24 protein-coding genes are annotated in these 23,436 nt (G+C 45.2%); 8 read left to right on the plus strand and 16 right to left on the minus strand.

All coding sequences use genetic code 11. The features are described from left to right. The first annotated feature begins 10 nt into the window (after nt 1–10). From uxuA to CXK86_RS13670, 4 genes are all read left to right on the plus strand, one after another. Nucleotides 11–1,078, plus strand: coding sequence for a mannonate dehydratase (uxuA, locus tag CXK86_RS13655; RefSeq protein WP_017688206.1), 1,068 nt, complete (start codon nt 11–13; stop codon nt 1,076–1,078). Next, complete coding sequence (locus tag CXK86_RS13660) at nt 1,075–1,938, plus strand: SDR family oxidoreductase (protein ID WP_076250426.1); 864 nt, start codon at nt 1,075–1,077, stop codon at nt 1,936–1,938. The genes uxuA and CXK86_RS13660 overlap by 4 nt, the downstream gene beginning before the upstream one ends. Nucleotides 1,939–2,145: 207 nt before the next feature. Then, nucleotides 2,146–2,874, plus strand: coding sequence for a DUF421 domain-containing protein (locus tag CXK86_RS13665; protein ID WP_083684362.1), 729 nt, complete (start codon nt 2,146–2,148; stop codon nt 2,872–2,874). 26 nt (nt 2,875–2,900) lie between these two features. After that, the gene (locus tag CXK86_RS13670) at nt 2,901–3,272 is read left to right on the plus strand and encodes a DUF4363 family protein (protein WP_076250424.1); all 372 of its coding nucleotides are present in this window, start codon (nt 2,901–2,903) and stop codon (nt 3,270–3,272) included. Nucleotides 3,273–3,388: 116 nt separating this feature from the next. Here the strand turns inward: CXK86_RS13670 and CXK86_RS13675 are convergent, their stop codons facing one another. From CXK86_RS13675 to rpmG, 6 genes are all read right to left on the minus strand, one after another. After that, nucleotides 3,389–4,090 (minus strand): M50 family metallopeptidase, encoded by a 702-nt coding sequence (locus CXK86_RS13675; RefSeq protein WP_076250422.1) that lies wholly within the window; start codon nt 4,088–4,090, stop codon nt 3,389–3,391. A 43-nt stretch (nt 4,091–4,133) separates the two neighbouring features. After that, nucleotides 4,134–4,616 (minus strand): hypothetical protein, encoded by a 483-nt coding sequence (locus CXK86_RS13680; protein ID WP_076250420.1) that lies wholly within the window; start codon nt 4,614–4,616, stop codon nt 4,134–4,136. 166 nt (nt 4,617–4,782) lie between these two features. Next, nucleotides 4,783–5,856 (minus strand): metal ABC transporter substrate-binding protein, encoded by a 1,074-nt coding sequence (locus tag CXK86_RS13685; protein WP_076250417.1) that lies wholly within the window; start codon nt 5,854–5,856, stop codon nt 4,783–4,785. After that, entirely contained in the window at nt 5,843–6,736 is an 894-nt protein-coding gene (locus CXK86_RS13690; protein WP_076250414.1) for a metal ABC transporter permease, read from the minus strand. The genes CXK86_RS13685 and CXK86_RS13690 overlap by 14 nt, the downstream gene beginning before the upstream one ends. Further along, entirely contained in the window at nt 6,682–7,389 is a 708-nt protein-coding gene (locus CXK86_RS13695; protein ID WP_076250412.1) for a metal ABC transporter ATP-binding protein, read from the minus strand. Before CXK86_RS13695 ends, CXK86_RS13690 begins: the two co-directional genes overlap by 55 nt. 50 nt (nt 7,390–7,439) lie before the next feature. Beyond that, nucleotides 7,440–7,589: a 50S ribosomal protein L33 gene (rpmG, locus tag CXK86_RS13700; protein WP_036613813.1), complete on the minus strand. Its 150-nt coding sequence runs from the start codon at nt 7,587–7,589 to the stop codon at nt 7,440–7,442. Nucleotides 7,590–7,758: 169 nt separating this feature from the next. On the opposite strand from rpmG, the gene CXK86_RS13705 reads away from it, so the two are divergent. Continuing rightward, the gene (locus CXK86_RS13705) at nt 7,759–8,613 is read left to right on the plus strand and encodes a stalk domain-containing protein (RefSeq protein ID WP_076250410.1); all 855 of its coding nucleotides are present in this window, start codon (nt 7,759–7,761) and stop codon (nt 8,611–8,613) included. A 69-nt stretch (nt 8,614–8,682) separates the two neighbouring features. Here the strand turns inward: CXK86_RS13705 and CXK86_RS13710 are convergent, their stop codons facing one another. After that, nucleotides 8,683–9,882 carry a GTP-binding protein gene (locus tag CXK86_RS13710; RefSeq protein WP_076250407.1) on the minus strand — a complete coding sequence of 400 codons (1,200 nt, stop codon included), beginning with the start codon at nt 9,880–9,882 and terminating at the stop codon, nt 8,683–8,685. Between the two features lie 222 nt (nt 9,883–10,104). Between CXK86_RS13710 and CXK86_RS13715 the strand changes: the two genes are divergently transcribed. After that, nucleotides 10,105–11,139 (plus strand): permease, encoded by a 1,035-nt coding sequence (locus CXK86_RS13715; protein WP_076250405.1) that lies wholly within the window; start codon nt 10,105–10,107, stop codon nt 11,137–11,139. Nucleotides 11,140–11,222: 83 nt separating this feature from the next. Further along, nucleotides 11,223–12,206 (plus strand): TIGR03943 family putative permease subunit, encoded by a 984-nt coding sequence (locus CXK86_RS13720; RefSeq protein ID WP_083684359.1) that lies wholly within the window; start codon nt 11,223–11,225, stop codon nt 12,204–12,206. An 81-nt stretch (nt 12,207–12,287) separates the two neighbouring features. Here the strand turns inward: CXK86_RS13720 and CXK86_RS13725 are convergent, their stop codons facing one another. The 7 genes from CXK86_RS13725 to CXK86_RS13755 all read right to left on the minus strand — a co-directional run bounded on the left by CXK86_RS13725 (nt 12,288) and on the right by CXK86_RS13755 (nt 20,635). Beyond that, nucleotides 12,288–13,502, minus strand: coding sequence for a hypothetical protein (locus CXK86_RS13725; RefSeq protein ID WP_076250402.1), 1,215 nt, complete (start codon nt 13,500–13,502; stop codon nt 12,288–12,290). A 332-nt stretch (nt 13,503–13,834) separates the two neighbouring features. Beyond that, complete coding sequence (locus tag CXK86_RS13730; protein WP_076250401.1) at nt 13,835–15,136, minus strand: pyrimidine-nucleoside phosphorylase; 1,302 nt, start codon at nt 15,134–15,136, stop codon at nt 13,835–13,837. Between the two features lie 233 nt (nt 15,137–15,369). Continuing rightward, complete coding sequence (deoD, locus tag CXK86_RS13735; RefSeq protein ID WP_076250399.1) at nt 15,370–16,077, minus strand: purine-nucleoside phosphorylase; 708 nt, start codon at nt 16,075–16,077, stop codon at nt 15,370–15,372. 98 nt (nt 16,078–16,175) lie between these two features. Continuing rightward, nucleotides 16,176–17,354, minus strand: coding sequence for a phosphopentomutase (gene deoB / locus CXK86_RS13740; RefSeq protein ID WP_047843308.1), 1,179 nt, complete (start codon nt 17,352–17,354; stop codon nt 16,176–16,178). 29 nt (nt 17,355–17,383) lie between these two features. After that, nucleotides 17,384–18,571: a NupC/NupG family nucleoside CNT transporter gene (locus tag CXK86_RS13745; protein WP_036613804.1), complete on the minus strand. Its 1,188-nt coding sequence runs from the start codon at nt 18,569–18,571 to the stop codon at nt 17,384–17,386. 261 nt (nt 18,572–18,832) lie between these two features. Further along, nucleotides 18,833–19,483, minus strand: coding sequence for a deoxyribose-phosphate aldolase (gene deoC / locus CXK86_RS13750; protein ID WP_076250397.1), 651 nt, complete (start codon nt 19,481–19,483; stop codon nt 18,833–18,835). Between the two features lie 213 nt (nt 19,484–19,696). Then, nucleotides 19,697–20,635, minus strand: coding sequence for a DNA-binding transcriptional repressor DeoR (locus CXK86_RS13755; protein WP_036613997.1), 939 nt, complete (start codon nt 20,633–20,635; stop codon nt 19,697–19,699). Nucleotides 20,636–20,870: 235 nt separating this feature from the next. On the opposite strand from CXK86_RS13755, the gene CXK86_RS13760 reads away from it, so the two are divergent. Continuing rightward, nucleotides 20,871–21,497 carry an FMN-dependent NADH-azoreductase gene (locus CXK86_RS13760; RefSeq protein WP_076250395.1) on the plus strand — a complete coding sequence of 209 codons (627 nt, stop codon included), beginning with the start codon at nt 20,871–20,873 and terminating at the stop codon, nt 21,495–21,497. 281 nt (nt 21,498–21,778) lie between these two features. Here CXK86_RS13760 and CXK86_RS13765 read toward each other — a convergent pair whose 3' ends face one another. Then, nucleotides 21,779–22,129: a hypothetical protein gene (locus CXK86_RS13765; RefSeq protein ID WP_036613800.1), complete on the minus strand. Its 351-nt coding sequence runs from the start codon at nt 22,127–22,129 to the stop codon at nt 21,779–21,781. Between the two features lie 85 nt (nt 22,130–22,214). Next, a complete protein-coding gene (locus CXK86_RS13770; protein ID WP_076250393.1) occupies nt 22,215–23,402 on the minus strand; it encodes an MFS transporter in 1,188 nt (395 codons plus the stop codon). Between the last annotated feature and the right edge of the window lie 34 nt (nt 23,403–23,436).

Below are 23,436 nucleotides of genomic sequence, written 5' to 3' on the forward strand. Positions count from 1 at the left end.
GGTGAACGTGATGAGAATGGTTTTTCGCTGGTTCGGCGAAGGCAATGATACGGTAACGCTGGATCATATCCGGCAGATTCCGGGTGTTGAAGGTATTGTGTGGGCACTGCACGATGTTCCTGCTGGCGAGGAATGGCCAATGGACAAAATACTCGCTGTCAAAACAGCAGCAGACAAGGCCGGGTTACATCTGGATGTCGTTGAGAGTGTGAACATCCATGAGGATATCAAGTTGGGCCTGCCATCAAGGGATAAATACATTGCGAACTATATTAAAACAATGGAGAAACTGGCTCAAGTTGGTGTGAAGGTCATCTGTTACAACTTTATGCCGATCTTCGACTGGCTTCGCACGGATATGCACAAGGAAATGGAGGATGGCTCAACTGCCCTCTTCTATGAGCACAGTAAACTTGCAGATATAGAACCTCTAGAACTCGTTCGACGCATTACGGAAAACTCCGCACTCACCATGCCAGGTTGGGAACCGGAACGATTGCAGTATTTAACAGGTCTGTTCGAAGCCTACAAGGATGTAACCGAGGATCATATGTGGGAGCACGCACGTTATTTCCTGCAAGAGATTATGCCTACAGCCGAACGGCTGGGGATTCGAATGGCCATCCATCCAGATGACCCGCCATGGCCAATCTTTGGATTACCAAAGATTATTACAAGTCAGGAGAATGTTCGGAAATATTTGAATCTTTATGATAGCCCTTACAACAGCGTGACACTATGCAGTGGCTCTTTGGGAGCGAATGCTGATAATGACATTATCGGGATGATACACGAGTTCAAGGATCGGATTCCATTTGCCCACATTCGTAATGTCAAAATCTACGAAAACGGCGACTTTATTGAAACGTCACACCGCAGTCAAGATGGAAGCGTCGATATTGCGGGGGTTGTTGAGGCTTATCATGATATCGGTTATGAAGGTTATGCAAGACCCGACCATGGTCGTCACCTCTGGGGAGAACAGTGCCGACCTGGTTATGGACTCTATGACCGGGCTTTGGGGATCATGTATCTCTGGGGCGTCTGGGATTCCCTGCAAAGGAGGGCAAAAGCATGAGTGAACACCAATATGAACGCTCATCTCGTCTTGAAGGCAGAACAGCTGTAATCACCGGAGGTGCTGGAGTATTATGCCGCTCCATGGCGGAAGAACTCGCTCGGCACGGTGCAAGTGTAGCCATCCTGAACCGCACGGTGTCCAAGGGACAGGAAGTTGTATCTGCGATAGAAGCTGCCGGTGGCAAAGCGATTGCTATTGCCTGTGACGTAACCCAGGCCGATAGTGTGCAAGCAGCGGCAGATGCGGTGCTGGAACAGCTCGGACCATGTGATATTCTGATCAATGGCGCGGGTGGCAATAACGCCAGTGCCAACACCACGAATGAAATTTTCAGATTGGAAGATCTGGAAAAGAACGATGTCACTACATTTTTCGATGTAAGTGTAGAGGGATTTCGTCAGGTGATGGATTTGAATTTTGTCGGTTCTCTCATCCCTACTCAGATCTTTGCAAAACATATGATAGAGCGCGATGTTCCCGCTACTGTCATAAACATTTCTTCCATGAGCGCCCCATCGCCCATGACGAAAGTTCCTGCGTATAGCGCTGCGAAGGCAGCCATTAACAACTTCACGCAGTGGCTCGCCGTTCATCTGGCCGAATCCGGAATTCGTGTCAACGCTATTGCACCCGGATTTTTCCTGACTGAGCAAAACCGTAATCTATTACTGCAACCAGACGGCTCACCAACGGAACGTTCCAGTAAAATTATTGCTCATACACCCATGCGCCGCTTTGGCAAACCGGAAGACCTGCTTGGCACATTGATGTGGCTTGCGGATGAAAGACAATCCGGCTTTGTCACTGGCACAGTCATTCCGGTAGATGGCGGATTTATGGCGTATTCCGGTGTATAAGGATTAACGTGTAAATGAATCAGTTCAACTAATATAGAGAATTTATAGAGACCGAAGCTTGGGATACATACCCAGGTTTCGGTTTTTTGCGTTCAAGCATAAGATCCTCCAGCATAGGAAAAGCTTGTTATAATACCTGTTCGAAAGCAAACTTTTTAAACAACCTCTTAATACAGCTACGGTGAAATAAAGGAAGGTGATACATACATGATGGAAGAAACATGGGTTGTTGCTGTACGGTCTATTATTGCCTTTCTGACCCTGATCATCTATACAAGGGTACTAGGAAAGCAGCAGATGGGTAACTTGACGTATTTTGATTACATTAACGGCATTACAATTGGTTCCATTGCGGGTACGTTTGCAACCGATCTTTCGTCCAAGGCGTGGATTCATTTTGTGGCCTTGACCATTTTCACAATCATTACGATCATCTTTCAGTACATTACACTGAAGAATCGAACCATCTCTAAACTAATGGACTCTGACCCCACATTGATCATCCAAAACGGTAAAATTCTTGAACAGAACCTGAGTAAAATGCGAGTCAAATTTGATGAATTGACCATGATGCTGCGGCAAAAGGATGTATTTGATATTACGACTTTGGATTATGCGATTCTGGAGCCGGATGGTAGCCTCTCGGTTGTTTTGAAACCTGAGAATCAGCCTGTAACCGCCAAAGATATGCATATGCACCCGCCCAAGAGCAAGCTGATGACCGAGATTATCATTGATGGCCTGCTGATTAAGCAAAATCTGGAGGAAAGAAACAAAGATATCAACTGGCTCAGCGAGCAGCTTAAGAAACAAAAGATCACGATACAGGATATTGCTTTTGCCGCCATACTGCCCAATGACAAATTGTATGTTGATCTGTTCAAGGATAAAATCACCGAAAAAATCGATATGGGCGATTATGAGGGGCCTTTCTAAACTCTTCACATCAAGGAGGCGGTTGAATGAAAACGCGTTTCTGGCTGTTATATGTGCTTCCGATCTTCCTCATTCTTGTGTTCGTTGCAATTATGGCTAGCGGATCCTTTCTCAAAAAGCCCTTTGGCACCGATGATCGCTTGCTTGAATCTATACAAACGTTAGAGAAACAGGTTGAGAGCAAAAAATGGACTGAAGCCAAGTCTCAAGTTGATTACGCAATGAAGGCCTGGGATAAAGTCGTTAACCGCATTCAGTTCAGTGTGGAACGTGAAACGATATATGATATTCTGGGCACGCTTGCTCGGATCAAGGGCGGCGTTGCGGCAGAGGATGATAAGGCGATTATGGAAGAGATTTATTACTTTTATGTGTTATGGGATAATCTTGGAGATTAGGTTCAATAATCTTTATTATCAGACTTTAATATCAGATGTAAGTCCAAAAAGAAAAGGCACTTTCCTTTCATAAAGAAAAGAAGTGCCTTCTTTGCTTTTATATAACTTTATATCCGTTACGCTCTTCGTAATCCCCGAGACCGTGACGATCGCGAAGTACCTTCTTTGCGGAAAAAGAGACTGAGTGCTCCCTTGGCACACCATAGTGCAAACAAAGCAAACAGCGTTCCCCAGAATAGCGCCGGAAGGAATGTCTGCTGAGCGAGATTCGCCGCATCCCCTGCCCGTGAAGGTTGAGTCCAGGACATCAGTCCAACGTATACCGCACTAACAACCGACTCTTCCAGCGTAAGAAACGCCAGTAACAGATAATAGAACTTCACGATCTTGGCGCCAAAAATCATAATGACAACGTTCAGTACGATGAACCCGGTCAGCCATAACATGCCGAACTCCCCTCTTACATATAACAGGAGCGACACCAGAGCGACAGCCGTCATAATACCAAGTCCCCACATGTGCAAGCCTTTGCGGTATAAGTAAAACAACAGTAAGGCGAACAGAGATGCACTGATATATCCCGCCAGAGAAACCAGGATCGATCTGCCTGGCGTCAGCATGGAAGAGTAAGTTACACCACTATGATCAGCGTATAATTCAATGCGCAGCACTTTGCCGGACAATACCAGTGTCATTAGTGCATGACCGAATTCGTGAATCATCGTATCCAGGTTACGGAACAAGGACGAAAATGGGATGAATCGTGTAAGAAAGACGGAGCCTAGTAGAAAAAGTATCGTTTTGACCCACTTATTCAATCGTGTTAAACCTCCCTTACCTTCAAGTAAACAAGCCTATTCTTTATACTACGCTTTTTTCACTCGATTCGTTTCGGCTTCCGAACTGTAAGGCACAGTGCTCCATCCACCAGCAGAAGCTCCGATTGTGTCCAATGAAAAAAGAAGATAGATCATAGCGGCCCTTTTCGGCCTCTAGCGTAACGAGCAGTCGATTCCGCATCCGACGGAGAGCATAGTGCACGAATTGATCTGCAACCTCACTTTGTATCAGGGTAACATAAGCATAAAGGGAATGATCGACAGGTTCATCAAGCGGACTCACCCCTGCACATGAAAATTCCGTCCTCACGCCCGCACTCTGAAGTATGGACAATGTCTTCACAAGCTCGGCATCAACTTCAACACCGTTCCAAATCTCTGTTTTCTTCGCGGATACCGTATGTTTATCACGTTCCGTCCAGTGCATCAGCTCCAGCTTACGCCGTCTCCACAGATGGGCAGGCTGTTCACTTAACAGCAATTCATGTTCCTCATTTAAATTCATGCAATGCGTCCTCCTGTTCTCCTCGATCCGGTCACCTTATTCAACAAAGCAGAGAGCACATCACTGTGCTCTCTGCTTTGCAAAAAGGCAAAGGAATGGCGGTCCATTCCTCAGCATGTTGTATTATTGTACCTTTTTCGGTGAGAGGCATCAAATCGATCTTTTATTATTCGTTCAGCGCCAGTTTCAGAGCCTCCAAATTTTGTCTCATCACGCTAATGTAGTCCATTCCCGCCGCAATTTCTTCCTCGGTGAGTCCCTCTATCGGGTTCAGTACAGCCGTTTTGGCCCCCACTTCACTTGCGATCGTCTCAGACACTTTGGATGAAACCAGTGTTTCGAAGAAAATCGTTTTCACCTGATGCTCTTTCGCAAAATCAATGACAGATGCCATCTGTGCTGCCGAAGGTTCTTGCTCAGGAGACAATCCTGCGATGGGCACCTGTTGCAATCCATATTCCTTGGCAAGGTAGCCAAATGCAGCGTGTTGTGTGATGAAATCTTTGCGTTTGCTATCCGTCACAGCCGCCTTGAAGTCCTGATCCAGTGACTCCAGTTGAGCAATGTAAGCATCTGCATTCTGCTTGAACTGTTCAGCATGTTCCGGGGCAGCCTGCGCCAAACCAGCTTCAATATTGCGCACTTCCTTTACAGCCAATGCAGGTGACAGCCACACATGGGGATCGAGTCCACCATGATCATGTACATGTCCTTCTTCTGCCTCGGCGTCATGATCATGATCGTGTTGTTCTTCAGCAGTTGCTTCATCTGCATGATCGTGGTCATGTTCTGTTGCCTCTGAATCTTCATGATGGTGATCATGCTCTCCACCTTCAAGAAGGTTGATGCCCTTGCTTGCTTCCGCTTGAATGAGTGAAGTGTTACTCAGACTTCCGGTGACCTGATCAATCCATGATTCCATACCGGCACCGTTGTATACAAGCACATCCGCTTTCTCAATGCTGGCAATGTCCTGTGGTGTAGGCTCCCAATCATGGGGCTCCATTCCTGCTGGAACGAGTGTATGCACATCGGCCAGATCACCTGCCACGTTTTTGGTGAACTCATACATCGGGTAGAAACTGACCTGCACGTTTAATTTTGCTGCTTCACTCTCGACTGGAACGGAAGTGCCCGTCGAAGCTGTATTTGTATCAGAAGCGGATTTTTGTCCGCAGCCTGCGACGATAAGTGTAAGACTAAACAACAATCCGAGCGTAGCTTTTTTACTGAATTTCATGTGATGTATTCCTCCTAGAATGGTTGACCAGAATGACGTGCTGTGATTTCGTTTCTTTACGGTGACGCTTGCGGTTGTATCGTGCAATCAGCTTTTGCGCTGATATTCCAGTCAATAGGAAGACCAACAGGATGAGAGCAATCGTTCCTCCCGGTGGTGTATTTAGATGGTAAGATGTTGTCAGTCCGCTAAAAATACCGATTACCCCCGTGATTACCGCGACGATCATCGCTGCTGTAAAACTGCGAGACACTCTTAGTGCCAAGGCAGCAGGCAATACAATAAGAGCAGAAACCAGCAACACACCAACGATGGGCATGGCTGAAGCTACAGTCATTCCTGTCAGAATGGCAAATGCAAACGATAAACCTCTCACCTGAACGCCTCCAATGGAAGCTGTCTCTTCATCAAACGTAAAGCTATAGAGCGGTCTTCGGAGTAAGATGAAAAAAAGTAAACCAATGACACATACTCCCGCCATCATCCACAACTGCATATCGCTAACCGCGACAATAGATCCAAATAAGTATGAGCTGAAGGTCTTGGACAGATTGGTTTTGAGACTCATCAATACCACAGCAAGAGCCAGCCCCGAAGTCATGATGATCGCCACAGGTACCTCGCTGTAGGTTCGGTAACTTCGCCGCAGTTGTTCAACCAGTAAGGCACCGATAATTGCAACGGCGAATCCGCAGATCACCGGGTTAAGATTCATGACTGAACCGAGCGCCACCCCTGCGAGTGAGACATGGGATAACGTGTCTGCCATTAGGACCTGCCTCCTGAGCATCAGATAAACCCCGAGAATTGGAGCGATGACTCCAATCAGTCCACCTGCCCAGAAGGCACGTTGCATGAATTCGTACTCAAACACTGCCATTCCTCACTTTCTTGCCGCTCCAGAGTAATCGTACGATCCAATCGATTCCCCATCTCTTCCAGTCCGTGAGTAACCATAATAATCGTTAACCCATGAACATCAGCATAGTGGCGCATCAGATTGTAAAATCCTTCACGGCTGTGGCGGTCCATTCCCGTTGTTGGCTCATCCAGTACCAGAACTTGCGGTTGCCCAGCCATAGCTCTGGCAATACAGATCCGCTGCTTCTGTCCACCAGACAGCTCACCGACGCGTGTATTCCGATATTCCCACATGCCAACTTCCCGCAAACTGCGTTCAACGATGGCATCCTGCTCTGCTGTGAATCTGCGGAATAATCCCAGCCTGGTGTAACACCCGGACCGGACCAGTTCATTCACCGTACTGGGAAATCCACTATTAAACGATGCCACCTGCTGGGGCACATAACCGATATTGGACTTGTTCCCACGTTTCAACTGCGGACTCATATGTATCGTGCCGCTCCAGGGCTTCAATAGCCCCAGCAGCAGCTTTAACAGGGTTGTTTTGGCAGAACCATTGGGACCTGTGATGCCTATGAACTCTCCCACATGGATATCCAGCGACAGTTGATCAATGACCGGCTCTTTGCCATATCCAAATACAACATCATGCATGGAGGATAGTATCATGCCTTTCCCTCTTTTCGTAAATATTACGATTTAAAAATAACAAAAAAATTTTATCTGGTTTCCCGGTGGATCGTCATTTTCTTCAAACGTGGGGAGTACTTCTTCATCTCAAGTCTCTCTGGATGGTTACGTTTGTTCTTGGTTGTTGTATAGTTGCGGTCCCCGCACTCGGTGCAGGCTAAAGTTACAATGACTCTCATGGTTGTTGCCTCCTCTTATTTAATCGTAATTATTACTATTTAATGATATTAGTCTATGGCTTTTCTTTTGTCAACTCTATATCTGTTACAGTAAAATTTTGTATGCACAATATAATTTCATATGATATACTGCTTTGGTAGCATTATACTTTACCTACGGAGGAACTAGATGAAGATCAAAAAATCAACTTTTATTGGGTCATTGGTAGCATGCAGTTTGGCTTTCGGTGCCCTGGGTGTAGCAGCTTCAAACGGAATTCAAGATATTGAAGCAGCACTCGACAGCAATATTAGCTTTAAAGTAAACGGTCTGTCTTGGACACCCAAGAATGAAGCTGGAGACAAACTGAATGCACTGGTATATGACGGTGATGTATACTTGCCTGTAAATACCACAGCAGAAGCACTCGGAGCCAACGTATCTCTGAATGTTAGCAACAAAGTTGTAAGTATCACTAATTCAGGTAACAGTAAGTCTAGTAGTTCAAGTAATAACAGCAGTACAGGTACCAAAGGTTCTGAAGATTCAAGTAAACCAAGTAGTTCAAGTAACTCAAGCACTTCTGGCTCAATCAAGATGACTGGAACTGACGCTCAGATGATAGTCAAATTGCAGAAAGAATCTTTAACATTGATCAAAATGTATGGTAAAGCACTTAAAACAGGTAGCACTAGTGAATTTGATAAATACATAGATGCTAAAGTTATTGAAAATCCCGAGATCGACATTTTTGATCTGGGTAAGCAATCCCAGAAAGATAAATTTAAGACTACAGTCAAAGGTATCATTGCAGCAAATGATAAAAAAACGCTGACTAAATATGCAGATCAGTTGATTAATGTGAAATCAGCTGATTTTAAAGTGATTGCAATGGATGATAAAACCAAAACAAGACACAGTTACAAAGCCATTTATTATCCACAAGGATGGACGGGTTCCTATGGAGTGTACCTTACCTTTGTGTTTAGTCCGCAAAAAAGTGGCAACGGTGATTTTTATCTTGGCGATTTGTACTTTAGCTAAAGTCATTAATGCAATATAATCATTGATCTTCAGGGGCATTATTGCACTTGAAGATCTTTTCTTTTCACTTCAACTCCACGCTGGAAAAGGATCTTTCAGTTCACGCCAGTTCATCAACATCTCCTCCTCTGTAAGAAGGGTCTCATCCAATGTACGTTCGATCTCCGCCCGGTTCATATCGATGCCGATAAATACTAATTTGGTTACCCGGTCATCCCACTCATCATCCCAGTCCGGTATGCTTGGCAGCGTGTCGCCAAAATGAAGTTGCCTTTCCTCCTCACTCATCGCACCTACCCATATTCCTGCTGGCGCAAGCTGCTTCGATGTGCCTGCATGACTGAAAGAGATCGCCATATGGTTTCTTGTCGCCAGCCACATCAGACCTTTGGATCGCACGATGTTATCTGGCCATTTCGCAATCCAACGCAGTAAGCGTTCCGGGTGGAATGGACGTTTACGATGATAGACAAATGAATGAATTCCATATTCTTCAGTCTCCGGCGTATGTTCCTCTTTCATTAATTCGCGGATCCAACCCGCGGACTGGCTTGCTTTTTCAAAATCAAAACGTCCCGTATTCAATATCTCTCTCGGATCAATCTGCCCATGTGTTGTTCGAATGAGCTTGGCTTCCGGCTGCATGGCGTGTAGTGCCTTCTCAAGCTTCGTCAGTTCTTCCTCCGATACCAGATCACACTTGTTCAGAATCAGCACATCACAGAATTCCACCTGATCCGTCAGCAGATGAACGATTCCGCGAACATCGTCCTCCCCCGCTTCCTGTCCACGATCCTTCAGTGTTTCTTTGGAATAAAAATCACGCCAGAACTGGGCAGCATCAACAACCGTAACCATCGTGTCGAGACGGGTGAATTTCGTCAAATCAATGCCGAGTTCCTCGTCGATATACGTAAACGTCTGCGCAACAGGTACCGGCTCACCAATCCCAGTGGATTCAATCAATATGTAGTCAAAAGAACCATCTAGCGCCAGCCGCTCGACTTCTTTCAGCAGATCCTCCCGCAATGTGCAGCAGATGCAACCATTGGACATCTCTACAAGCTTCTCATCAATGCGCGATAATCCTCCACCATCTCGTATTAAACCCGCATCGATATTAACCTCACTGAGATCATTGACGATGACAGCAACACGCATCCCCTCACGGTTATGAAGCACATGATTGAGAAGTGTCGTTTTGCCTGCACCCAAATATCCACTCAGTACGGTTACTGGAACCCGCTGTTGAACCTGTTGATCTGACATTTCTGCTTCCTCCACTCTGTTTAAGTTGTAATTTTAATCGTAATTATTACTATTAAATAAGATCAATCCGAACTATACGCAGTTTTCTTTTAGTTGTCAACTCTAATATGATGAAGAATCTTGATTAATCGTAAAAATGTTGATTAGAACATAGGAATGATGTATGTTGCTGCACGTACAAGCATATATTTTAGCAAAGTCCTAGTTGTGGAGGTCTGTTTCATGAAAATGGCAGCCAATTTGAAGCTCCTGTCCTTCCTGATCCCTTGTGCATTTCTTGTTCCCGTGTTGATCACAATGGCTCCAGACCTGAAGGAAGCATGGAACAGTGAAGCTTTGCAAAATATGAAAACCGTATTCATAGGTATTTTCCTTGAAGCCGCACCTTTTCTGCTCATGGGTGTACTATTGTCCTCGCTCATGCAGTGGTTCGTATCCGAAGAAATGGTCCGCAAACTCACACCCAAGAATCCGATCGGCGGTGTGCTGGTTGCAGGACTACTCGGTATTATTTTTCCCATCTGCGAATGTGGCATGATCCCGGTAGTAAGACGGTTGATGCACAAAGGCATGCCAGCCTATATCGCAGTGACATTCATCTTGAGTGGTCCCGTAGTCAATCCCATCGTATTTACCGCAACCTTGCTCGCCTTTCCCTCCCATCCTGAGATTACCATTGCCCGCATGGGACTGGCCTTTGCTGTAGCAGCTTCCATAGGCATGCTTGTGTATGTGTTTGTTCGTCGAATTCCCCTTCGGATGCCAAAAGTCGCAGCGACAGAGGTTAAGACGCATCCTGGTTTTAAAATGGCGCAACCTCACGCGCACGCAAATGCACATGATCACAACCATGTGAAAAACTGGCGCAGCTTCTTCATTCACGCCGGAGACGAATTTGTCGATATGAGCAAATATCTGGTGATCGGTGCCTTGATTACAGCCTGCATCCAGACATTCATTAGCCGCAGCGATCTGATCTCACTTGGTAATGGTCCTGTTGCCTCCTATGTGTTCATGATGGGATTTGCTTATGTACTGTCTCTCTGCTCCACTTCTGATGCTTTTGTGGCTTCTGCGTTCTCACATACATTTGCACTGGGGCCGCTGGTATCCTTCCTTGTGCTTGGTCCAATGCTGGATTTCAAAAGCACCCTGATGCTGCTCTCCACCTTCCGTACCCGGTTTGTTATTGGTCTAAGTCTAGCCATTATTACGCTTGTCTTCGCCGGCTCGTGGTTGATTAACCTGCTGGTATAAAGGTTGAGCAACATACTTCATGACCTGAATGGTTAATCCCATGAACTTTCATACTGACTATGAATAGAGATGAGGTGATGATTATGAACCACACTATCTATACAATGAACAAACCTCCTGTTCCAAGGTCACACGTCATCCAATGGCATAACCTGATCCGTGCAGGCTGGATCGGCGGGGTGGCAGTGTACATTATTCACTTGAATTCAAGTGATTCGCTTCATTATTATCTGGCACCCACGATGCAAAAACTGCTGCTATGCTGTCCTGTTCCCTTATTGTTTATTGCTGTTATCATGGCCTGGCATGGACTGTTCAGTAGTAACGAGGTTCATTGCGATTGTGAACATCCACCTCCTTCCGGTTTCCTACGCAGCTCGTTGGTATATGGTCTGATTGCCATACCCTTATTGCTGGGGTTTCTGTTACCTGACCGGGCTCTCGGCAGCTCCATGGCTAGCCAAAAAGGCATGTCTCTCACCTATGCCCCTCCCGAGATTCGTCGCAAAGAACCCTTACCGGATCCTATAACGCAATTAACTGTACAAGATCTCACACAACAAACAACGGCTGTTCAGTCTGCATCAGCTACCAAAGTACAATTCGTCCCTCCAGATGAGTACAGCCGCGAATTCGCTGAGTTGGCAGAGATATTGTATGTTGAGCCCGTCATTAAAGTTTATCCCGAGATTTTCTCTGAAACACTCGGGACAATCGACATGTTCCAGCGACAATTTGCAGGAAAAGATATCTCGTTAACCGGGTTTGTCTACCGTGACAAAAGCATGGATCATGAATCACATTTTGCACTGGGACGATTTCTCGTCATGTGCTGCCCCGCTGATGCGGCCCCCTTCGGTGTAATGATTCACATGCCCGACGCGGATAGCTTTCCTACAGACAGTTGGGTACAAATCGATGGCAGCATAGGCTCTGCACAGGTGAACGGTAAGGATACGATTGAGATTCGGGCCACAAAGGTGACACCTGTATCTGAGCCATCCACGCCTTATATTTATACCAACGCGGATTCGGTGATGGCGTATGATAAGCTTAATAACAATTAAGAAGAACTGATAGGCTATAAGAAACCTAAAATAATGAAACAAAAAAACACACTATACATTTCATAGTGTGTTTTCAAGTCTTTATTTGGTGAAGCTTCCCAACCACTCATTCCAAACTTGCTTGTTGGATGGTTTGCCGGAATCATTTAATTTCATATACTCCAGTAGCTGGTCCAGGTTATTCGAATGATTAATTCGGTATTCTTGTATGAATTGCACCATGGCTTTATATACAATAAGATCAAGCGGTGAATAAGTAGGCGTGTCATTGTAACTTCCCTCTCCATTACCATTCCCACCTCCATTAACCGGTTCTTCTGGAGGTGCCTGAGTTACGGAATCCGCCTTTGTAAACGTGCCTGTGTCTCCAATATATGTAGGATAACTAATGGCGATTTCTCCTGTTAAACTGTTTCCGACCCGACCAATGTTTGGTTTTTCGAGAGTTGTTATTACACCTTGGTTATTAACGATTCCTTTAAGGGCGGGAAGGGTTAGTCTCGTTGGGAATTCTTCAGGGAAGGCTAACGGTTCATAACGCGTGTAAGGATGCTGATGCAATCCAAAACGAGGCTGTACCGTTTGATATGTAGGCTTGATACCTAACTCCTTCACCGCTTCGCGATAAGCCACAAGCGCGTTGGGAAACTTCTTTTTTAATAATGGGCTGTCACTCGGAATTGTATAAGGTTCATTAAAATTTATATTTATTGCTCCATGATAATCTATCTGAACTCCTCTAAGGAAAATATCTTTACCAAACGCATTTTTTATGAATCCTAAGTCTCGATAAAACCCTGTATCAGCCATTCTGGCATCAGCAATTGAATTCATAATAACCGAATTAATTGTAGCAACTGTATCTATTTTATTGTTTGAAGCATTAATCAGGGCTCCTGCACCGAAGTATTCATTCCATTTTTTCACCAAATAAATCTGCGCATCTGAGGACCATTGTAGACTGTACTTTCTATTGGTACCCCATAAATCGCCGTACCCCTGAATGGAGGACGTAATTTCTAATTTTGTAGATGTATCTGCATCTTGCCATGCCTGTTGTCCAAATTGATGAACTTGCTCCATAATAACGGGATCAATACTTGTTGCATTTCCCGCTGCTGCTAGGAGTGCTGTCCCCCCCCATTGCATGATTGCTCCCGCTTCCAGTTCACCATAAGCAAAGTTTGAATTGGCTGCCTCTGCTTTAAATTGAACTGTCGCTACAAACAATAAAATGAAAACGTTCAACACAATAAATGTTCTTCTAAATAATGTTTTCTGAAAATTCCTAAACAACTTAAATTCCTCCTAAAGTATGTACTTGCTTAAAAACCTAACATTTTATCCTTTTTAACGAGTGGAATTTAGCTTTCTTGAGATGCCTCGTATCTCAAAAGAGCTATTATTGATGATCATTATATTAACCTGATTCCTACCCTCCTCAAAAGGAAAAATATAACTTAAATATTATCTCAAATATTGAAGTAAGAGTAAATATAATCTCACAAAATATAAGGTTCATATCTAATATTTCGTATATAAAAAAGCCCCAAAGCGATGGATTACATCGCTTCGAGGCTTTCATGTTCAGTCAGACATGAGATTACATCTCGTCTGCTCGGAATGTATTATTCCGTTACGATATCATGAACCAATACAGGAGCATCGGCATGATCCGCAATCGTAATGTTTTCTTTGATCTTCGCGATGACATCTGCTACGTCTTCACGATTGGCATGGATTGTAACGAGGGACTCACCAGCTTTGACTGGATCACCGACTTTTTTGTTCAGCATCAGACCAACCGCGAGATCGATCTCGGACTCTTTCGTTGCACGGCCTGCGCCGAGTAGCATTGCTGCAGTTCCGATTTCGTCAGCGACGATTCCGGCAACATAGCCATCTTTGTCTGCTGGAACTTCAACCAGATACTGTGCTTGAGGCAAGCGCTCTGGATGATCCACAACCGAAGCGTCTCCGCCTTGGTTTGCCAGGAAATCTTTGAATTTCTCCAAGGCTTTACCGTTCTGGATCACTTCTTTCAATTTCTCCTCAGCGTGCTCCAAGGAATCTGCCTTGCCAGCAAGGAATACCATCTGACGTCCAAGTGCCAGACACAGTTCTTCCAGATCTTTTGGACCTTTACCTTGCAGTGTGAGGATGGCTTCTTTTACTTCAAGCGCGTTACCAATCGCCAGACCCAGTGGTTGGGACATATCGGAGATAACAGCCATCGTTTTACGGCCAACATTGTTACCGATGCTTACCATGGCATGCGCCAGTTCTTTAGCATCTTCCGTTGTTTTCATGAATGCACCAGCACCCGTTTTAACATCCAACACGATCGCATCTGCACCTGCTGCAATTTTCTTGCTCATGATGGAGCTGGCGATCAGTGGGATGGAGTTAACGGTAGCTGTTACGTCACGCAGTGCATAGAGCTTTTTGTCTGCAGGCGTAAGGTTACCACTTTGTCCGATAACTGCAACCTTGTGTTCGTTTACGAGACGAATGAACTCTTCTTTTTCAAGCTCTACGTGGAAACCAGCAACGGATTCCAGCTTGTCTGTTGTACCACCCGTGTGACCAAGTCCACGTCCGGACATTTTGGCAACCGGAACATCCAGCGCAGCAACAAGTGGAGCGAGTACCAGTGTTGTTGTATCGCCCACTCCTCCTGTGGAGTGCTTGTCTACTTTGATGCCTTCGATAGCGGACAGGTCGATCGTTTCACCCGAATTCACCATCGACATCGTCAGATCGGCGCGTTCCTTGTCTGTCATATCTTTGAAGAATACCGCCATCGCCCATGCGCTGACTTGATAGTCCGGGATTTCTCCTTGTGTGTATCCTTGAACAACAAAATCAATCTCAGCCGTTGTCAGTTCTTTTCCGTCGCGTTTCTTAGCAATAATGTCTACCATTCTCATGATGATCTCTCCTTGTGTGTGTATTGATTGTATTGAACACTTTGTTGTTAGTCGTTACGGCTCCGGATCGTTCCTTAGATCGCTGTTGTCTCCAAGTTTTTTTGATTCCATTTGTAATGGAGAAAACTCGGAGACAAAGGCGAACGCTTCGCTTCTTCAGAATCGATTCCGGTTCCTTCACTCCGTGCTTAAAACAAAAGTTTCGATTAAAATCAAATGATTATGAATAACAATTACAGTGTGATTGCTGTGTCCAGGGCAACTACCATCATGTCGTTGAACGTTTTTTGACGCTCTTCGGCAGATGTTTCTTCGCCTGTCAGCAAGTGGTCACTTACCGTCAGGATGGTCAGTGCGTTAACACCAAACTTGGCAGCGATGGTGTACAATGCTGTTGTTTCCATCTCTACGCCGAGTACGCCGTGTTTCATCAACTTCTCGGTTACGGAACGGTCATCGCGGTAGAAAGAATCGGAGCTGAATACGTTACCGACGTGAATTTTCATACCTTTAGCTGTTGCACGGTCATATGCTTCTTTCAGCAGGGAGAACGTAGCAATTGGTGAGAAGTCATATCCACCGAATACGTGTTTGTTCATGCTGGAATCTGTACATGCTGCTTGTGCAAGGATGACGTCACGTACATGTACATGCTCCTGCATACCGCCACAAGTACCCACACGAATCAGGTTTTTTACGCCATATTCGCTGATCAATTCGTTAGCATAGATTGCGAAGGACGGAATTCCCATCCCTGAACCTTGCACCGAAATCCGGTGTCCTTGATATGTACCTGTGTAACCGAGCATTCCACGAACTTCGTTGTAACATACAACATCTTCAAGGTACGTATCTGCAATATATTTCGCGCGTAAAGGGTCTCCTGGCAAAAGGATCGTTTCTGCGATATCCCCGGGTTTTGCTCCAATATGTGTACTCATGAATGAATCTCCTCCAGTTATACAAATTAGTCTATTATGATGGCAGGACCGGAGCAGCCGCAGCTACTCCGACCTCCCCTATCCAGTTTTTGAAAAAGTTATTTCAAATCTTTCAGGAAGCTGGTGCCGTATTCCGGCATTTTCACTCCAAAGTTCTCGGCTACGGTTGCGCCAAGGTCAGCAAATGTGCTGCGCAGATCAAGCTTTTTGCCCTCGCTGAAGCGCGGAGAGTAGGCAAGCAGTGGTACATATTCACGTGTATGGTCTGTACCGCGGTATGTTGGATCGTTACCATGGTCAGCTGTGATCAGCAGCAGATCATCATTGGTCATTTTGGCAAAAATCTCTGGCAGCCGTGCATCATAGTCTTCAAGTGCCTGAGCATAACCTTGCGGATCACGACGGTGACCGTACAGGGCATCAAAATCAACCAGGTTCAGGAAGCTGAGTCCAGTGAACTCTTCATCCATCGTTTCAGACAACTTGTCCATGCCATCCATGTTAGAGACGGTACGAACAGCCTTAGTTACACCTTCGCCATCATAGATATCTGCGATTTTACCCAAAGCAATCACATCAAATCCGCTATCTTGCAGTTCATTCATAACCGTACGACCAAAAGGTTTAAGCGCATAGTCATGACGATTTGCAGTACGTTTCCAGTTACCCGCTTCACCTACAAATGGACGTGCAATAATGCGGCCGAGCATATACGGATCTTCTAGTGTAATTTCACGGCAGAACTCACAGATCTCATACAGCTCTTTCAGTGGAACAACGTCCTCATGTGCTGCAATTTGCAGAACCGAATCCGCGGATGTGTAGACGATGAGCGCGCCAGTTTCAACATGCTCTGCACCCAGCTCATCCAGAATTTCCGTGCCGCTGGCCGGTTTGTTACCAATCACCTTGCGGCCCGTTTTCTCTTCAATACGCTGAATCAACTCATCGGGAAAACCATTCTCGAACACACGGAAAGGTGTATCAATGTAAAGACCCATCAGCTCCCAGTGACCTGTCATAGTATCTTTGCCTCTGGATGCTTCCTGCATCTTGGTGTAATACGCTTTTGGTGCATCCGCTACAGGGACACCCTCGATCTCTTTAATGTTGGACAGTCCGAGACTGGCCATGTGAGGCATTTTCAGACCTCCGCGTTCACGTGCAATGTGACCGAAGGTATCTACATCAAAATCATCAAATTCTGCTGCATCCGGCGCTTCGCCGATCCCTACAGAATCCATAACGATCAGATGTACTCTTTTGAATGTTGACATAATCTAAGCACTCCTTCCAATAATCCGGTTTACAAGAACAGTCCAGTAATGATCGCTGACAGCACGCTGACAAGCGAAGCACCGTAAAGCAGCTTCAGACCGAAGCGGGCGACCACATTACCTTGCTTCTCATGGAGTCCCTTCACCGCACCAGCAATGATACCGATGGAGGAGAAGTTGGCGAACGACACGAGGAAGACAGATACGATACCCGTTGTTCTGGCAGACATTGCAGTCTCCTTCAAATTAAGCATAGCTACGAATTCGTTGGATACCATTTTGGTTGCCATAATACTTCCTGCCTGAATCGCTTCTTTCCATGGAACACCCATGATGAAGGCAAATGGTGCAAACACATAACCAAGTAGCTCTTGGAACGAAATGCCAAGCACCGCGCTGAAAATTCCGTTAACAAGTGCAATCAAGGCAACAAAACCGATTAACATCGCAGCTACGATGATAGCAACTTTGAATCCATCCAGGATGTATTCGCCGAGCATTTCGAAGAAGGACTGTTTCTCCTCTTCCTGTACTTCCAATATATCTTCTTCCTCTGTAACCTCATAAGGATTCACAATCGAAGCAATGATAAAACCGCCAAACAGGTTCAGTACAAGAGCTGTAACCACATATTTCGGCTCGATCATGGTCATATAAGCACCAACAATCGACATCGATACCGTGGACATCGCCGAAGCACACAAGGTGTACAGCCGATGTTTTGGCAACAACCCAATTTGTTTTTTTACAGAAATGAACACTTCAGATTGCCCCAATACAGCCGAAGCAACCGCGTTATATGATTCCAGTCTGCCCATTCCGTTGATTTTGCTTAATACCAGACCAATATATTTTATAACAAAAGGCAAGATTCGGATATACTGCAATATACCGATAAGGGCGGAGATGACAACAATCGGCATCAATACGCTGAGGAAGAACGGTGCCCCCCCGCTTTCGGCACCTACAGTAGTCAAACCCCCAAATACAAATGCGATACCTTCATTCGCATAGTCGAGTAAACTTTTAAATACGGTCGCGAAACCGCCAATTAAAAAAGTACCCACTCCTGTATTCAACAGAGCATAAGCTAGTATAACTTGCAAAACAATCATGATAGCCAGCGGCCGGTAACGAATCTGCTTTTTGCCGTTGCTTGCGATATAAGCCAGTCCAAAAACAACGAGTAAGCCGATAATGGCAATTAGAAATTTCATTTGATTTCTCCTTTGAAGGTAGTTAAGCCGGATGTGAAAATTCAGCTCAAAGGTTTTTCATGCATGTAATGAAATAAACCTTTCAGAAAACAAGTAAAGCGCTTACAATAAATTCGTTTTATATCAGTTTTCAGGCTAAAAAAATAAAAAGGCTTTTTCAGGCTTGAACCTTGTTCTCCATATTAATGATTAACATGAAGAACAAGATTAATCCCGTGAGGCAAAGCCTAGATGTTATCTAACGAGTCAGATTACAACGAATTAGTAAGACGATGAAGACTGTTCGCCCTGCATAATCTTCACGCCAGAACTAGCACCGATACGAGTTGCACCCGCTTCGATCATTTTTTGCATATCTTCCAGGCTACGTACGCCACCGGAAGCTTTAACGCCAACATCAGGACCTACAGTACGACGCATCAAAGCGATATCTTCTGGCGTTGCTCCACCTGTGGAGAAACCTGTAGAAGTTTTAACAAAATCAGCTCCAGCTCGCACAGCTGCCTGACAAGCACGTACTTTTTCTTCATCCGTCAACAGACAAGTTTCAATAATAACTTTCACCAAAGCTTTACCCGCAGCCGCTTCAACAACAGCACGAATATCTTGTTCAACGAAATCATCTTTGCCATCTTTCAAAGCACTGATGTTGATGACCATATCGACTTCAGTTGCACCTTTAGCAATCGCATCTTTCGTTTCGAAAGCTTTTGTCTCCGATGTAGATGCCCCCAAAGGGAAACCAATAACGGTGCAGATATCTACGCCAGAACCCTGCAACTGCTCAGCTGCATAAGCAACCCAGCCTGGGTTAACACATACGGAAGCAAACTGATATTGCTTTGCTTCTTCGGTTAACTTGGCCATTTCACTTTGCGTTGCGTCCGCACGAAGCAACGTATGGTCGATCATTTTAGCTAATTGTGGTGTAGTCAATTGAATCTCTCCCTTATCTGAACTAGTTATTTTCTATACCCTTACACTAACATGAACATATGTAAAAATCAACTTGAACTTTTGTTCATAGTTACACTTGCATTTCTTCTTCGTTATATTTTCTTCCTAAAAAAGCAAAACATCCGCCCTTTTTGCGTGGCAGATGTTGTCATCCATATTCATTTGAAATTAAAATCGAAGTAATGCCTGCGCTGTGTACTGATCCGTGACCAGAATATTAGCGTAATGACCTTTGAGCGCGGCGTGTATGGCTTCAATTTTGCGTTGTCCCCCGGCGACAAGGATTGATTTTTCCTTATTTCTCAACTCGGCTAGATCAATTCCAACGGTTCTGCTGTTAATCTCTTCACTGATCAACTGACCTTCCGCGTCGAAAAAGCGTGAACAAATGTCACCTGCACCGGAGTTCATCAGCAATTGTTGCTCTTCTTCATTGAAGTAACCGAGCCTGAACAATAATGCATCTTCCTTCACAGTACCCACGGTAAACAAAGCAATATTGGCCTGTCTGCCGAGTTCCACGATTCTGCCGATATGTCGATCCGCTTCCACCATGTTTTTTACTTCAATGTTGTCGAAAATAACAGGCAGCGGCAGATACCTTGGTACCGTATGGAATGCCTCAGCGAACAAATGAACAATCTCAGCGGCATACGTATTGACATGGGAGTGGCTTACGCCCCCCTTCAATTGCACGACTTCGACACCTTTAACCTGCTTGGGACGAAGCTGGCGTGCTACAGCATGCATGGTTGTTCCCCAAGTCACCCCGATAATATCTGCATCCTGAACCGTCTCTTGAAGATAATCCGCTGCTCGTTTACTGATATGCTTCTGTATTTCCTCATCACTCTTCAACGGGGTAAAACACACAAGTGCCGTATCCAGATCATATTTTGACTTAAGTTCTCCGGCAATGATGTCGATATCCTCCAGCGGGTCCATAATTTCAATCCGGACATATCCACGATCTTTGGCGTACTGAAGTAACCTTGATACGGTTGGACGCGACACGCCCAACCTTGCGGCAATATCCTGCTGGCTATAATCGGACTGATAATACAATTTCGCTGCTTCAATGCTTAATCGTTGCTTCTCCAGGTCCATTCCCATGTGCGCTCATCTCACTCATCCTATTGTCTTTGGAAAATAAATACTCGTCCTGTATATTATACATGGATTGAGTATCTGGTCACTATAAAGCATCCAATTCAGTATCATGATCAATCCATTCATATCTTTTCTGACGTATAAAACAAGGGAAACGATGCATACTACTTCGGTCGCTTCATCGTTGCCAAGCTTACTTCACCCCATTAATCGCACAGAGAGGAAGAACTACATGTCTACCTTATTGTATATTACTGCCCATCCTCATGATCATGAAACCTCCTTCAGTATGGCTACAGGTAAAGCGTTTATTGATGCGTATCGTGAAAGTCACCCTTCTGATGAGGTTGTTCACCTCGATCTGTATCGCTCGGATATCCCCCATATCGATGCGGATGTCTTCAGTGGTTGGGGCAAACTGCAATCGGGTAGTGATCTGACTTCCGAAGAGCAGACCAAAGTAAGCCGTTTGAATGAACTGTCGGATCAATTTGCCTCAGCAGATAAATATGTTTTTGTAACCCCGATGTGGAACTTCTCGTTCCCTCCTATTCTGAAGGCTTATGTGGACTCGATCTGCGTAGCTGGCAAAACATTTCGTTATACCGAACAAGGTCCTGTCGGACTGCTGTCTGATAAAAAAGCACTGCATATTCAGGCTCGCGGCGGCATTTATTCCGATGGCCCAGCGGCTCAGATGGAATCCGGTCATCGTTACTTAAGCATTATCATGTCATTCCTCGGTGTGCCGAAGCTTGATGGCATTTTTGTTGAGGGGCATAATCAATATAAAGATCGTGCAGATGAGATCAAGCAACAAGCTATCGAACAAGCACGCACTTTCGCAAAACAGTTTTAATAGAAGTAGTTCAAAAAGTCCGCTTTTGATTACGAAGGATGCCTAATGGCATCATCAGCATCGAATATGGAATTCAGCCGAAATGTCCGTTGCTCACGTAGTTTTCCCTACGCTCCGCTACTCCATTTCTAGCTTCATCCCATCTTCTCGGTACTGAAAACCGACCTTTTTGAACACTCACTAAAGTGTAGTAAACAATAAAGCAAAAACAAAACCCGCGTGCGACCTAGGGGATGATCCCAGGAGACACGCGGGTTTTCAATGTATAATCAACCTAGAGCTTACTGATGTCCAGCACTGGCACGGCTCATGGTTTCAAGTTTACGTGTGATCGCATGACGGTCTACTTTCAATCCCCAGATCATTTCAATAATCTGTTCTTTCTCCTCAGGACTGTCGGCATGCTTCAATTGCATTAACAGATCATGCATTTGTTCATTAATGCCTTCAAATTGAATCCATAGATCCTGTCTTACCTCTTTGGAATCCAGATGATGATTCGCATCGACTTCTTCCTTCAATGCTTGCAGAATAGCATCTTTCCATTCGTCATCACCTAGCTGTTTCGCAATGTTCAGGAGATCCAGATAATCGTCAACAAGAAGTGAGTTCAATTCAGCATGTGTTTTCATCGTTTATTGCATCCCCTTTTCGTCTATTTACCAAGTATTATACTCGGTATTTCAGGATATGCAATAGCTGTCGGAAAAAGTTGATTTATGTAGCCCGTCCCTTCAACCTGTGAACAAGCAAATTACACAAGACAAAACCGCTCAAAACATACACACCGATCATCCCCACAATGCCTATCCACCCAAGATGACTGTAAAGCAGTCCACCTCCTGTTCCACTTACGCTTGAACCAAGATAGTAGAAAAATAAATACAACGCATTGGCTTGAGATTTGTGCTGATTGGCCACAAGTCCAACCCAGCTGCTTGCGATGGAATGACCGCCAAAGAAACCGAAGGCAAACAGGGCGAGTCCGATAATTTTGACCCAAAGCGCTGGATGAACGGTACAGACTGCACCAGCCAGAATAATTCCCAGCGCGATTCCAAGCACATGTGACCTGCCGTACCGATCTGCCATCCTGCCCATCCAGGTACTGCTGACTGTGCCCATCAGATATACTACAAAAAGACTTCCAACGATAGACTGGCTAAGATGATAGGGTTCACCCGTTAATTCAAAACCGATATAGTTGAACAGGGTCACGAATCCCCCCATCAGGAGAAAACCGAGTCCATACAGGCATAACAGCCTTGGATTGCGACATTGCGACCACAAAAGAGGTATTGGATTTTTGAATCCGGGTGCAGCTTTGACAAAATGACGGGATGGCGGGATAACAAGCCAAAAAATAACGGCTGCACACAGTCCAAGAATACCAATGAACCCCACAGCAGCGCGCCAACTGAACCAATCTGTCACCACACCGCTGATGAAACGGCCGGCCATGCCTCCGATCGAATTGCCGCTGATATATAGGCCCATAGCATAACCAAGACTTCTAGGTTCAATTTCTTCTGACAGATATGTCATGGCTATCGCTGGCAACCCCGCGAGTGCCACACCCTGGAGAATACGAAGCAGAAGAAGCTCCGTATATCCCGGGCTGAATGCGCTGAGCAAAGCAATAACAGAAGATATCACCAGTGCCGCTGTCATTATAAAGCGTCGGCCCACCGAATCAGATAAGGACCCGATGAACAGCATCGTCAGTGCCATGGCGATCGTTGTAACGGATAACGTAAGACTGGCGTGTGCCGGCGTAATTGAGAATGCATTGCTAATCTCAGGCATCAGGGGCTGGAGGCTGTAGAGCAAAGCAAAAGTGACAAAACCTCCGGCGAACAGTGCAAGGCTAATGTTACGAAACGTCTTAGTTCCCTGCTGAATCATGGATGTTCCAACTTTCCCAGTAAGAAAGCTTCTT

This window comes from Paenibacillus sp. BGI2013, assembly GCF_002843485.1.
Taxonomy (GTDB): domain Bacteria; phylum Bacillota; class Bacilli; order Paenibacillales; family Paenibacillaceae; genus Paenibacillus; species Paenibacillus amylolyticus.

Excerpts from the sequence above, each read along its gene's own strand:
- CXK86_RS13765 (WP_036613800.1), bottom strand. The coding sequence starts at position 22,129 with ATGAAAACACATGCTGAATTGAACTCACTTCTTGTTGACGATTATCTG.
- deoB (WP_047843308.1), bottom strand. The coding sequence starts at position 17,354 with ATGTCAACATTCAAAAGAGTACATCTGATCGTTATGGATTCTGTAGGG.
- CXK86_RS13720 (WP_083684359.1), top strand. The coding sequence starts at position 11,223 with ATGAACCACACTATCTATACAATGAACAAACCTCCTGTTCCAAGGTCA.
- CXK86_RS13715 (WP_076250405.1), top strand. The coding sequence starts at position 10,105 with ATGAAAATGGCAGCCAATTTGAAGCTCCTGTCCTTCCTGATCCCTTGT.
- deoC (WP_076250397.1), bottom strand. The coding sequence starts at position 19,483 with ATGATCGACCATACGTTGCTTCGTGCGGACGCAACGCAAAGTGAAATG.
- CXK86_RS13665 (WP_083684362.1), top strand. The coding sequence starts at position 2,146 with ATGATGGAAGAAACATGGGTTGTTGCTGTACGGTCTATTATTGCCTTT.
- CXK86_RS13660 (WP_076250426.1), top strand. The coding sequence starts at position 1,075 with ATGAGTGAACACCAATATGAACGCTCATCTCGTCTTGAAGGCAGAACA.
- CXK86_RS13705 (WP_076250410.1), top strand. The coding sequence starts at position 7,759 with ATGAAGATCAAAAAATCAACTTTTATTGGGTCATTGGTAGCATGCAGT.
- CXK86_RS13690 (WP_076250414.1), bottom strand. The coding sequence starts at position 6,736 with ATGGCAGTGTTTGAGTACGAATTCATGCAACGTGCCTTCTGGGCAGGT.
- CXK86_RS13755 (WP_036613997.1), bottom strand. The coding sequence starts at position 20,635 with ATGGACCTGGAGAAGCAACGATTAAGCATTGAAGCAGCGAAATTGTAT.
- CXK86_RS13670 (WP_076250424.1), top strand. The coding sequence starts at position 2,901 with ATGAAAACGCGTTTCTGGCTGTTATATGTGCTTCCGATCTTCCTCATT.
- CXK86_RS13680 (WP_076250420.1), bottom strand. The coding sequence starts at position 4,616 with ATGAATTTAAATGAGGAACATGAATTGCTGTTAAGTGAACAGCCTGCC.
- uxuA (WP_017688206.1), top strand. The coding sequence starts at position 11 with ATGAGAATGGTTTTTCGCTGGTTCGGCGAAGGCAATGATACGGTAACG.
- CXK86_RS13730 (WP_076250401.1), bottom strand. The coding sequence starts at position 15,136 with ATGAGAATGGTAGACATTATTGCTAAGAAACGCGACGGAAAAGAACTG.
- CXK86_RS13770 (WP_076250393.1), bottom strand. The coding sequence starts at position 23,402 with ATGATTCAGCAGGGAACTAAGACGTTTCGTAACATTAGCCTTGCACTG.
- CXK86_RS13695 (WP_076250412.1), bottom strand. The coding sequence starts at position 7,389 with ATGATACTATCCTCCATGCATGATGTTGTATTTGGATATGGCAAAGAG.
- CXK86_RS13745 (WP_036613804.1), bottom strand. The coding sequence starts at position 18,571 with ATGAAATTTCTAATTGCCATTATCGGCTTACTCGTTGTTTTTGGACTG.
- CXK86_RS13710 (WP_076250407.1), bottom strand. The coding sequence starts at position 9,882 with ATGTCAGATCAACAGGTTCAACAGCGGGTTCCAGTAACCGTACTGAGT.
- rpmG (WP_036613813.1), bottom strand. The coding sequence starts at position 7,589 with ATGAGAGTCATTGTAACTTTAGCCTGCACCGAGTGCGGGGACCGCAAC.
- CXK86_RS13685 (WP_076250417.1), bottom strand. The coding sequence starts at position 5,856 with ATGAAATTCAGTAAAAAAGCTACGCTCGGATTGTTGTTTAGTCTTACA.
- deoD (WP_076250399.1), bottom strand. The coding sequence starts at position 16,077 with ATGAGTACACATATTGGAGCAAAACCCGGGGATATCGCAGAAACGATC.
- CXK86_RS13760 (WP_076250395.1), top strand. The coding sequence starts at position 20,871 with ATGTCTACCTTATTGTATATTACTGCCCATCCTCATGATCATGAAACC.